Origin of the sequence: Mycobacterium sp. E2327 (assembly GCF_001672675.1) — a bacterium.
In the GTDB taxonomy this organism is placed as follows: domain Bacteria; phylum Actinomycetota; class Actinomycetes; order Mycobacteriales; family Mycobacteriaceae; genus Mycobacterium.
This window is the reverse complement of sequence record NZ_LZKE01000145.1, coordinates 15,521-27,368: the sequence shown is the minus strand read 5'-3', so window position 1 is coordinate 27,368 and position 11,848 is coordinate 15,521. Positions and strand designations below refer to the sequence as shown.

The window sequence follows — 11,848 nt, the reverse complement described above, 5'->3', positions numbered from 1 at the left end:
CGTGCATGAGGAAGTCAACGATGACCAGGGCATCCGCGAGGCGATGCTGGCCGTCCCCGGCACCACCGCGCAGCTGCAGTTGATGGCCCCGCTCGACGACTCGTCGACGATCGCGAAGTTCATGGAGAAGCGCGGCCCGGGCATCCAACAGATGGCCGTTCGGGTCAGCGATCTGGACACCATCTGCGAGCAGCTGCGCGGTGGTGCCGGGGACGGCCAGCATCGCCTCGCGGATGCCCTGGTCATCGTTGACTTCCTCATGCACGAGGATCATGCCGAGGTGGTCGTGATACCAGGTGATCGCGGCGTCGAGGTCGGCGACCGCAATGCCGACGTGGTCCAGGCCGGTCACCAAGGAGGTTGCCAGGAGGTGACGTGCATCAACTTGGTCGGTCGTCATCACACCACGGTAACGTGGCAGCAAAGATTCCGCTTCTCCAGGTAGCGGAAGAGGTCGTTGGTGCAGGCTCAGGAGGAACTCGTGACGACGTCGGTGATAGTTGCTGGGGCGCGGACGCCCATCGGCAAGTTGATGGGATCGCTGAAGGATTTCTCGGCCAGCGACCTGGGCGCCATCGCGATCGCGGGGGCCCTGGAAAAGGCGAAGTTGCCGGCGAGTGCGGTCGAGTACGTGATCATGGGCCAGGTGCTGACGGCGGGGGCCGGACAGATGCCGGCCCGGCAGGCGGCGGTCGCGGCGGGCATCGGCTGGGACGTTCCGGCGCTGACGATCAACAAGATGTGCCTGTCCGGCATCGACGCCATCGCGCTCGCCGACCAGCTCATTCGCGCCGGGGAGTTCGACGTCGTGGTGGCCGGCGGCCAGGAGTCGATGACCAAGGCGCCGCATTTGCTGATGGACAGCCGGGCGGGCTACAAGTACGGCGACGTCACGGTCCTGGACCACATGGCCTACGACGGCCTGCACGACGTGTTCACCGACCAGCCCATGGGCGCGCTCACCGAGCAGCGCAACGACCTCGACAAGTTCAGCCGTGCCGAGCAGGACGAGTACGCCGCGCGCTCGCACCAAAAGGCGGCCGCGGCCTGGAAGGACGGCGTCTTCACCGATGAAGTCGTGCCGGTGAATATCCCGCAGCGCAAGGGTGATCCGCTGCAATTCACCGAGGACGAGGGCATCCGGGCCAACACCACCGCGGAGTCCCTGGCCGGGCTCAAGCCGGCGTTTCGCCGCGATGGCACCATCACGGCCGGCTCGGCTTCGCAGATCTCCGACGGCGCGGCCGCGGTCGTGGTGATGAACAAGGCAAAAGCGCAGGAGCTGGGGCTTTCGTGGCTGGCCGAGATCGGCGCGCACGGCGTCGTGGCCGGACCGGATTCGACGCTGCAGTCCCAGCCCGCCAACGCGATCAAGAAAGCGCTCGGCCGCGAGGGGATTTCGGTCGACCAGCTCGACGTCGTCGAGATCAACGAGGCGTTCGCTGCGGTGGCCCTGGCCTCGACCCGCGAACTGGGCGTCGACCCCGAGCTCGTCAACGTCAACGGCGGTGCGATCGCGGTCGGGCACCCGATCGGGATGTCGGGCGCCAGGATCACGCTGCATGTGGCCCTGGAGTTGGCCCGCCGCGGCTCCGGCTATGGCGTTGCGGCCCTGTGCGGGGCGGGCGGTCAGGGCGACGCGCTGATCCTGCGGGCGGGCTGACCGGTTCCGAACTGGCCGGTAACTTTGCTGCGGGCAAGCGCGTCAAAACTGGTGTGATTTGTGCCATATCAGGTGTTTGCCGTCGGCACCCGGGTGGACCCGTGACCGCCGCGCCGTGACAAACTTGACGGCGTGACGCGTCCGCGACCCTCTATCGGGCCCGCACTTGCCGGTGCGGTCGATCTTTCCGGTCTCAAGCAGCGAGCCCAGCAGAGCGCTTCGTCGCCCGACGCGGCCGGGCCGGCGGCCCCGGGGGCAACCGAGGTCACCGAGGCCAACTTCGAGCAGGAAGTGCTGCTCCGGTCCGACGAAGTCCCGGTGGTGGTCGCGTTGTGGTCGCCGCGCAGTGACGCGTGTGTCCAGCTCGTCGAGACGCTGGCCGGCCTCGCGGCCGAGGACGACGGCAAGTGGTCGCTGGCGACGGTCAACGTCGACGTGGCCCCCAGGGTGGCCCAGATATTCGGCGTCGACGCGGTTCCGACGGTGGTCGCATTGGCCGCCGGGCAGCCGCTGTCCAGTTTCCAGGGTGTGCAACCGCCCGACCAGCTGCGACGCTGGGTGGACTCGCTGTTGCAGGCGACGGCCGGGAAACTAAGGGGCCCAAGCGGTTCCGAGCAGGCCGAAGTGGACCCGGAGTTGGCCCACGCCCGCCAGCAGCTCGAGGACGGCGACTTCGCCGGCGCCAAGGAGTCGTATCAGGCGATCCTGGACGCCAACCCGGCGAGCGCCGAAGCCAAGGGCGCGATCCGCCAGATCGACTTCCTCACGCGCGCAACGGCGCAGCGCCCCGACGCGGTCGCGGTGGCCGCCGCCGCTCCCGGCGACATCGACGCCGCTTTCGCGGCCGCCGACGTGGAGATCCTCAACCAGGATGTCGGCGCGGCGTTCGAGCGCTTGATTGCCTTGGTCCGCAGCACATCCGGCGACGAACGCACCCGGGTGCGCACCCGCCTGATCGAGTTGTTCGAACTGTTCGACCCCGCCGACCCGGAAGTCGTCGCCGGTCGGCGCAACCTCGCCAACGCGCTGTACTGAGTTTCCCTGCTCGCGCCGCTGCCGGTCCCTATTCGGGTTCGAGCCACAGCGCGGACGTGGGAGGCAGCACCATCACCGCCGAGGCGGGGCGGCCATGCCATGGGTCTTCGGTGGCGTCGACGCCGCCCATGTTGCCGATTCCCGAGCCGTTGTAGATGGTCGCGTCGGTGTTGAGCACCTCGCGCCAGCGGCCGGCGTACGGCAGCCCTAGGCGGTAGCCGCTGTGCTCCGAACCGGCGAAATTGAAGACGCACGCCATTACCGAGCCGTCTTTGCCGTAGCGCAGGAAACTCAGCACGTTGTTGGCCGAGTCGTTGGCGTCGATCCAGGAATAGCCCTCAGGAACGGTGTCCTGACTCCACAGGGCCGGGCGACTGCGATAAATCTCGTTGATGTCGCGCACGAAGCGCAAGACCCCGTTGGAGAAGCCCTGCTCATCGAGTTGCCACCAATCCAAGCCGTTCTGCTCCGACCACTCGGCGCGCTGAGCGAATTCCTGGCCCATGAACAACAATTGCTTGCCCGGGTGCGCCCACTGGTAGGCGAGCAGGCTACGCAGCCCCGCGGCCTTGACGTGGTTGTTGCCCGGCATGCGACCCCACAGGGTCCCCTTGCCGTGCACCACTTCGTCGTGACTGATCGGCAGCACGTAGTTCTCGCTGAACGCGTACAGCATCGAGAACGTCATCTCGTGATGGTGATAGCTGCGGTAGATCGGATCGCGGCCGATGTAGTCGAGCGTGTCGTGCATCCAGCCCATGTTCCACTTCATCGAAAAGCCAAGGCCGCCAAGGTTGGTCGGCCGCGTGACGCCCGGCCACGAGGTCGACTCCTCGGCGACGGTGACGATGCCGGGCGCGGCCTTGTGCGCGGTGGCGTTCATCTCCTGCAGGAACTGCACGGCCTCCAGGTTTTCCCGCCCGCCATAGATGTTGGGGGTCCAGCCGCCCTCGGGGCGCGAGTAGTCCAGGTACAGCATCGATGCGACTGCGTCCACCCGCAGGCCGTCCACGTGGAACTCCTCGAGCCAGTAGAGCGCGTTGGCGACCAGGAAGTTGCGCACCTCGGCGCGGCCGAAGTCGAAGACGTAAGTGCCCCAGTCGAGTTGCTCGCCGCGCTTGGGGTCGGCGTGCTCGTAGAGCGGGGTGCCGTCGAATCGCCCCAACGCCCACGCGTCCTTCGGGAAGTGCGCCGGCACCCAGTCCACGATCACGCCGATGCCGGCCCGGTGCAGGGCGTCGACCAGCCCCCGGAAGTCGTCGGGCGTGCCGAATCGAGAGGTCGGGGCGTAGTACGAGGTGACCTGGTATCCCCACGACCCCGCGAACGGGTGTTCGGCGACGGGCAGCAGCTCCACATGTGTGAACCCGTGCTCCACAACGTAATCCGTCAACTCACGGGCGAGCTGGCGGTAGCTCAGCCCCGGACGCCACGAACCGAGGTGCACCTCATAAGTGCTCATCGGCTCGAAAACCGGATTGCGCTGCGCGCGCCGCGCCATCCAGTCCGCGTCCTCCCACGTGTAGGTGCTGCGCGTGACGCGGGACGCGGTGTGCGGCGGGACCTCGGTGGCGAATGCCATGGGGTCGGCCCGCTCGGTCACGACCCCGTCGGCGCCGTGCACCCGGAACTTGTACAGGCCCTCCACCGGAAAGCCGGGCCAGAACAACTCCCACACCCCGGAGGAGCCGAGCACCCGCATCGGCGCGTCGTTGCCGGTCCAGCCGTTGAACTCCCCGATCAAGTTGACGCCCTTGGCGTTCGGCGCCCACACGGCGAACGAGACCCCGGTCACGACGCCATCGGCCGTCGTGAACGAGCGGGGGTGGGCGCCGAGGACTTCCCACAGCCGCTCGTGGCGGCCCTCGTTGAACAGATGCAGGTCGACCTCGCCCAGGGTGGGTAGGAAGCGGTAGGCGTCGGCGACGACGTACGGGTCGGACCCCTCGTAGGTCACCTCGAGCCGGTAGTCGATCAGGTTGGTGAACGGCAGGGCGACCGCGAACAGGCCGGCTTCGACGTGCTGCAGCGGGAACCGGTCCTCGCCGACCAGCGCGACGACTTCCCGCGCGTGCGGGCGAAACGCGCGGATCACCGTGTGATCGCCGTACTCATGGGCACCGAGGATGCCGTGCGGGTTGTAGTGCGCGCCGGCCACCAGGCGCGCCAAGTCGGCCGGATCGGGGGCCAGATTCAGTCCGGCCAGTTCGTCGGTTCGGCTCACAGCCCGTCACCTCCTACGCAGCAGCGTGATTCGCGATTCGTAAGGTATGAGCGGCATGTTGATGATGTGTGCGACCGCCTGCCCGGGATCGAGGCGAATGTAATTGGATTGCCCCCATTGAAATTCCTGACCGCTGATCTCGTCACGCACCCAAAAACGCTCATAAGGTTCCATACCCAATGCGGCCATGTCCAACCACAGCGTCGCTTCCTCGGGCCCGAACGCGTTGAGCGTCACCACCACCAGCACGCAGTCGCCGGTGGCCGGGTCGAACTTGCTGTACGCAAGCACCGCGTCGTTGTCCACGCCATGGAAATGGATCGTGCGCAGCTGCTGAAGCGCCGGGTGCAGCCGTCGAATCATGTTGAGCCGCTTGATGAAGGGTTCGAGTGATCGGCCTTCGGCCAGCGCACCCGCGAAGTCGCGGGGACGCAATTCGTACTTCTCGGAGTCCAAATACTCCTCGCTGCCCTCGCGCACCGCGCGGTGTTCGAACAGCTCGTAACCGGAGTACACGCCCCAGGCGGGTCCCATGGTCGCCGCCAGCACTGCGCGGATGGCGAACATGCCCGGGCCGTTGTGCTGCAGCGTCGCATGCAGGATGTCGGGGGTGTTGACGAACAGGTTCGGCCGGCGAAAGTCGGCGAGGGCGGCGATGTCGTTGCCGAATTCGGTGAGCTCCCATTTGGACGTGCGCCAGGTGAAGTAGCTGTAAGACTGCGTGAAGCCGAGCTTGGCCAGCCCGTATTGCCGAACCGGCGGCGTGAAGGCCTCCGAGAGGAAGAGCACGTCGGGGTCGGCGTCCTTGACCTGACCGATCAGCCAGGCCCAGAAGTCGGGCGGCTTGGTGTGCGGATTGTCGACCCGAAAGAACTTGATGCCGTGGTCAATCCAGTGCCGGACCACCCGCAGCACTTCGTCGTAGAGACCCGCCGGGTCGTTGTCGAAGTTGATCGGATAGATGTCCTGGTACTTCTTCGGCGGGTTCTCCGCGTAGGCGATCGTTCCGTCGGGCAGTTCGGTGAACCACTGCCGGTGTTCGCGGGCCCACGGATGGTCGGGCGCGCACTGCAACGCCAGGTCCAGCGCCACCTCCATGCCCAGATCGCGTGCGGCGGAGACGAAGTCGTCGAAGTCGTCGATCGTGCCCAGGTCCGGGTGTATCGCGTCGTGGCCGCCCTCGTCGCTGCCGATCGCCCACGGGGATCCCACGTCGCCGGGCGCGGCCGTCGGGGAGTTGTTGCGGCCCTTGCGATGTACCTTGCCGATCGGATGGATCGGCGGGAGGTAGACGACGTCGAAGCCCATGTCCGCGATCCGCGGGAGCTGGGCGGCAGCGGTGGCGAAGGTGCCGTGCACGGGCTTGCCGTTCTTGTCCCAGCCGCCCGTCGAGCGCGGGAACATCTCGTACCACGCGCCGAAGCGGGCCAGCGGACGGTCCACCCACACCCCGAACTGCTCGCCGCGGGTGACCAGGTCGCGCAATGGATACTCCGCCAGAAGATCCTCGATTTCGGGGGCCAGCGCCAGCGCGGTGCGGGTGACCGGGTCCCCGGGCGCCCGCAGCGCCTTGGCCGCCGCGAGTAGCGGGTCGCGCTGCGCCCGCGGCACACCGGTCGCGGCACGCTCGAACAGCGCGGCTCCCACCAGTAGGTCGTTGGACAGCTCGGTCGCGCCCTGTCCGGCGTCGAGCTTCGCGACCAGCCCGTGCCGCCACGAGTGAATGGGGTCCCCCCACCCGTCGACGCGGAAGGTCCACAGCCCGACCCGGTCGGGGGTGAACACCCCGTGGAAAACGTAGGGTTCCTCGCCCTCGGTCATCGGGAGCAGCAGCGGCTTGACGCGCTGCTCGGCGGCCTTGCCGTCGACCGCCGGTGCGGTCCGTTCGGGGGCCTGAACGGCCTTGATTCGGCGCGTTTCGGTTACCTGCGGATAGCGCTGGCCGTGATAGCGCACGACCAGGGTCGCCGCGACCGCCTCGTGGCCTTCTCTGAAGACCGCGGCGCTGACCGGGACCATCTCACCGACCACCGCCTTGGCGGGGTATGCGCCGCAGGATACGACGGGCTGGACGTTGTCGATCTCGACACGACCGGGCACAACCACTCCGTTTCGATTGTGTGGCGAGACCGCGCTGTGCTTCGCCGCGGAACGCCTCGCCTCTCAGAAACTTCCTGCCGTGGGACTTCATCTAACGGAACCGCATCGTTGCGGCCCCGTCACTAACCGATACCCAGCCTAGTGGGCGATCACACACCGGCGAATACGAACGAGCACTCGCTGGACCTGCGAGCGGCGAAATCCTCAGTAAGGTAATGACGTGTGAAAGCCCTTCGCCGCTTTACCGTCCGTGCTCATTTGCCCGAGCGTCTCGCCGCGCTGGATCAGCTTTCGACCAACCTGCGGTGGTCGTGGGACAAGCCCACCCAAGACCTGTTCGCGACCATCGACACGGAGCTGTGGGCGCGCTGCGGCTGCGATCCGGTGGCGCTGCTTGGCGCGGTGAGCCCGGCGCGACTGGACGAGTTGGCGCTCGACGACGGGTTCCTGGGCCGGCTCGACGCGCTTTCCGCCGACCTGAACGATTACCTGAGCCGTCCGCTCTGGTATCAGCAGCGCCAGCACGCGGGTGCCGCGATGCCGGCCGCGATCGCGTACTTCTCGATGGAGTTCGGCGTCGCCGAGGTGCTACCCAACTATTCGGGCGGCCTGGGCATCCTCGCCGGAGACCACCTGAAGTCCGCGTCCGATCTGGGCGTCCCGTTGATCGCGGTGGGCCTCTACTACCGCTCCGGATACTTCCGGCAGTCGCTGACCGCGGACGGCTGGCAGCACGAGACCTATCCGGCGCTGGACCCGCAGGGGCTGCCGCTGCGGCTGCTCACCGACTCCGCGCGCAATCCGGTGCTGGTGGAGCTGACGCTGCCCGACTCTGCGCAGCTGCGGGCGCGGGTCTGGGTCGCGCAGGTGGGAAGGGTTCCGCTGCTGCTGCTGGACTCCGACGTCCCCGAGAACGAGCACGAACTGCGCGGCGTCACCGACCGGCTCTACGGCGGCGACCAGGAACATCGGATGCGCCAGGAGATCCTGGCCGGCATCGGCGGGGTGCGGGCGATCCGGGCGTTCACCGCGATCGAGGGGCTGCCCGCCCCCGAGGTGTGGCACATGAACGAGGGGCACGCCGGCTTCCTCGGGACCGAACGCATCCGCGAGCTGATCACCGATTCCGGACTGGACTTCGACACCGCGCTGACCGTCGTGCGGTCGGCCACCGTGTTCACCACCCACACGCCGGTACCCGCCGGCATCGACCGGTTCCCGATCGACATGGTGCGGCTGTACTTCGACGACGGCCTGGGCGACGACGGGAAGGCCAAGGGCGCGCCCACCCTGCTGCCGGGCGTGCCGACGGCCCGCATCCTCGAGCTCGGCGCCGAGGACGATCCCACCAAGTTCAACATGGCCCACATGGGACTGCGGCTGGCGCAACGGGCCAACGGCGTCTCGTTGCTGCACGGGCGGGTCAGCCGTGCGATGTTCAACGAGCTGTGGCCGGGATTCGATTCGGCCGAGGTGCCGATCGGCTCGATCACCAACGGCGTTCACGCCCGCACCTGGGCGGCGCCGCAATGGTTGCAGCTGGGCCGCGAGCTGGCCGGGTCGGATTCGTTCGGCGATCCGGGCGTGTGGCTGCGGGTCCAGGAGGTCGACGCCGGCCACCTGTGGTGGATCCGCTCGCAACTGCGGTCGCTGCTGGTCGAGGATGTCCGGCGGCGGTTACGCCGCTCGTGGCAGGAGCGCGGCGCCCCGGACGCCGAACTGGGTTGGATCGCAAAGGCTTTCGACCCCGACGTGCTCACCGTCGGGTTCGCCCGGCGGGTGCCGACCTACAAGCGGCTGACGCTGATGCTGCGCGATCCGGATCGGCTCGAACAACTGCTGCTCGACAAGGACAGGCCGATCCAGCTGATCGTTGCCGGCAAGTCGCACCCGGCCGACGACGGCGGCAAGGCGCTGATCCAGCAGGTGGTGCGCTTCGCCGACCGGCCGGAGGTGCGACACCGCATCGCGTTTCTGCCCGACTACGACATGTCGATGGCCCGGCTGCTGTATTGGGGTTGCGACGTCTGGCTGAACAACCCGTTGCGCCCCCTGGAGGCTTGCGGCACTTCGGGCATGAAGAGTGCGCTTAACGGCGGGCTGAACCTGTCCATCCGCGACGGCTGGTGGGACGAGTGGTACGACGGCGAAAACGGTTGGGAGATACCGACCGCCGACGGCGTGGCCGACGAGTCCCGTCGCGACGACCTGGAATCCACCGCGCTGTACAACCTGCTAGAGCAGTCGGTCGCGCCGAAGTTCTACGAGCGCAACGAACACGGGGTCCCGCCGCGGTGGATCGAAATGGTGCGCCACACCCTGCAGACCCTCGGCCCGAAGGTGTTGGCGTCCCGCATGGTTCGCGACTACGTCGAGCAGTACTACACGCCGGCGGCCGAATCGCTGCGCAGAACCACGGCGGCCGAAGACGGCGGCGCGGAATTCGACGCGGCCCGCGAGCTGGCCGTCTATCGCCGGCGCGCCCACGAGGCATGGCCCAAGATCACCATCACCGACGTCGACAGCACCGGCCTGCCGGACACCCCGGTGCTCGGCTCCAAGCTGACGCTGACCGCGACCGTGCAGCTGGACGGGCTGGCGCCCGACGAGGTGACGGTCCAGGCGCTGGTGGGCAGGGTGGACACCGGCGACGCGCTGCTGGACCCCGTCACTGTCGAGATGTCCTACGCCGGCACCGCCGAGGGCGGCAACCAGGTCTTCTCGACGACCACGCCGCTGCCGCTCGCCGGAGCGGTCGGATACACGGTGCGGGTGCTGCCCAACAACCCCATGCTCGCGGCCAGCAACGAGCTCGGTCTGGTCACCCTGGCCCGCTAGCCGCGGGTGCGCGCAGCCGCTCCAGCGCGGCGCGGACCTGCGCCGCATTGGTGGTCTGCCAGAACGGCGGCAGCGACGCGCGCAGGTAGCCGGCGTAGCCGGCGGTCACCATCCGTGAGTCGAGGACCGCGACGACGCCGCGGTCGGTGACGCGGCGCAGCAGCCGGCCCGAGCCCTGGGCCAGCAGCAGCGCGGCATGGTTGGCGGCGACGGCCATGAAGCCGTTGCCGCCGCGCGCGGCCACCGCGCGCTGCCGCGCGCCCAGCAGCGGGTCGTCGGGCCGCGGGAACGGGATGCGGTCGATCAGTACCAGCGACAGCGACGGCCCCGGCACGTCGACGCCCTGCCATAGCGACAGCGTGCCGAACAGGGAGGTCTCCTCGTCGGCGCTGAACTGCTCGACCAGCGCCGAGGTGCTGTCGTCGCCCTGGCACAACACCGGCGTCGACAACCGCCCGCGCATGGCCTCCGCGGCGGCCCGGGCGGCCCGCATCGACGAGAACAGGCCCAGGGTGCGCCCGCCTGCGGCGGTGATCAGCTCGGCGATCTCGTTCAGCTGCTCCGCCGACCCGGTGCCGTCCCGCCCCGGCGGCGGCAGATGGGCGGCCACGTACAGGATTCCGGCCTTGGCGTGGTCGAACGGCGACCCGACATCCAGGCCGCGCCAGGGGGCGTCGCCCTCCCCGCCGGCCAGGCCCCAGGAGGCGGCCATCGCGTCGAATGACCCGCCGATGGCCAGCGTCGCCGACGTCAACACCGTCGTCGAACGCGAGAACACCTCGTTGCGCAGCAAGCCGGCGACCGACAGCGGCGCCACCCGCAACACGGGTCGCACCGAACCCCGATTGTCCTCGTGTTCGAGCCAGACCACGTCGGTGCGATCCGGGATCGGCGGGGTGAACGACGTGAGGATCCGCGAGGTGGTGTCGGAGATTTCGCTCAGCGCCGCAACGGCTTCGGCGCGCGCCGACGCGGCCCTGCTGTCGCTCGTGGTGTCGATCGCCGAGCGCGCCGCGGTGGCGACGTCGCGCAGCGCGGTCAGGTAGGTCGCCATCTCGTCGTCGAGGCGGTCGATGCGGCCCGGCGTGCCGTCGTGGATGGCCGCGGCGAAGTTGGCGGTCGTCGCTTCGAGTCGTTGCACCAGTTCGGGTTCCACCAGCCGGGTGATTCGCCGCGCGGCCACGCCGAGGGCGGCTGACGTCAGCTCGGCGGTGGCCACCGACGTCACCCGGTCGACGAGCTCGTGCGCCTCATCGACCACCAGCAGCGCATGCTCCGGCAGCACCGCCGATTCCGCGACGGCGTCGATGGCCAGCAGCGCGTGATTGGTGACGACGACATCGGCCCGGCCGGCCTCCGCGCGTGCCCGCTCGGAGAAGCACTCGGCGCCGAACGGGCAGCGCGCCACGCCCAGGCATTCCCGCGCCGAGACGCTGACCTGCGACCAGGATCGGTCCGGCACGCCGGGCTTGAGGTCGTCGCGGTCACCCGAACCCGTCGTCGACGCCCAGGCGGTGAGGCGTTGCACGTCGCGGCCAAGCGCGCTGACCGCCACGGGATCGAAGAGCTCGTCCTGGGGTCGCTCGTCGTCCGACTCGCCGGCCACCGCGCCGTTATGGATCTTGTTCAGGCACAGATAGTTTCGTCGGCCCTTCAGCAGCGCGAAGCGGGGCCGGCGCGGCAGCGCATCGGCGAGCGAGTCGGCCAGCCGGGGCAGGTCGCGGTCGACGAGCTGACGCTGCAGCGCGATCGTCGCCGTCGACACGACGACCGGCGCCTCGTCGGTGACCGCGCGGACGATCGCGGGAACCAGGTAGGCCAGCGACTTGCCGGTGCCGGTGCCGGCCTGCACGACGAGATGCTCGCCGGTCTCGAAGGCCCGCTCGACCGCGCCGGCCATCTCGACCTGCCCGGGGCGCTCGCTGCCGCCGAGCGCGGCCACGGCGACGGCGAGCAACCCGGACACGGACAGGTCGGACGTGGTCATG

General features: G+C 68.8%; 6 protein-coding genes and 2 pseudogenes. 4 read left to right on the top strand and 4 right to left on the bottom strand.

The genetic code is table 11. The features are described 5' to 3' along the window. Positions 1–43: 43 nt before the first annotated feature. Positions 44–139 (top strand): annotated as a pseudogene (locus A5712_RS32030) (methylmalonyl-CoA epimerase); the annotation flags it as partial. 51 nt (positions 140–190) lie between these two features. Here the strand turns inward: A5712_RS32030 and A5712_RS30315 are convergent. After that, positions 191–403 (bottom strand): annotated as a pseudogene (locus A5712_RS30315) (VOC family protein); the annotation flags it as partial. A gap of 78 nt (positions 404–481) precedes the next feature. Here A5712_RS30315 and A5712_RS17715 point away from each other — a divergent pair. Beyond that, positions 482–1,663: an acetyl-CoA C-acetyltransferase gene (locus A5712_RS17715; RefSeq protein WP_068107606.1), complete on the top strand. Its 1,182-nt coding sequence runs from the start codon at positions 482–484 to the stop codon at positions 1,661–1,663. Between the two features lie 132 nt (positions 1,664–1,795). Then, positions 1,796–2,698: a tetratricopeptide repeat protein gene (locus tag A5712_RS17710; protein WP_068107603.1), complete on the top strand. Its 903-nt coding sequence runs from the start codon at positions 1,796–1,798 to the stop codon at positions 2,696–2,698. Between the two features lie 28 nt (positions 2,699–2,726). Here A5712_RS17710 and glgB read toward each other — a convergent pair whose 3' ends face one another. Next, positions 2,727–4,922, bottom strand: coding sequence for a 1,4-alpha-glucan branching protein GlgB (gene glgB / locus A5712_RS17705; RefSeq protein ID WP_068107601.1), 2,196 nt, complete (start codon positions 4,920–4,922; stop codon positions 2,727–2,729). A gap of 6 nt (positions 4,923–4,928) precedes the next feature. Then, the gene (locus A5712_RS17700) at positions 4,929–7,028 is read right to left on the bottom strand and encodes an alpha-1,4-glucan--maltose-1-phosphate maltosyltransferase (protein WP_068107599.1); all 2,100 of its coding nucleotides are present in this window, start codon (positions 7,026–7,028) and stop codon (positions 4,929–4,931) included. A 216-nt stretch (positions 7,029–7,244) separates the two neighbouring features. Between A5712_RS17700 and glgP the strand changes: the two genes are divergently transcribed. Further along, a complete protein-coding gene (gene glgP, locus A5712_RS17695; RefSeq protein ID WP_068107596.1) occupies positions 7,245–9,860 on the top strand; it encodes an alpha-glucan family phosphorylase in 2,616 nt (871 codons plus the stop codon). Here the strand turns inward: glgP and A5712_RS17690 are convergent. Beyond that, on the bottom strand, positions 9,844–11,847 hold the full coding sequence (locus A5712_RS17690) for an ATP-dependent DNA helicase (RefSeq protein WP_068107595.1): 2,004 nt from the start codon (positions 11,845–11,847) through the stop codon (positions 9,844–9,846). The two genes, glgP and A5712_RS17690, sit on opposite strands and share 17 nt — an antisense overlap. Position 11,848 lies beyond the last annotated feature (1 nt).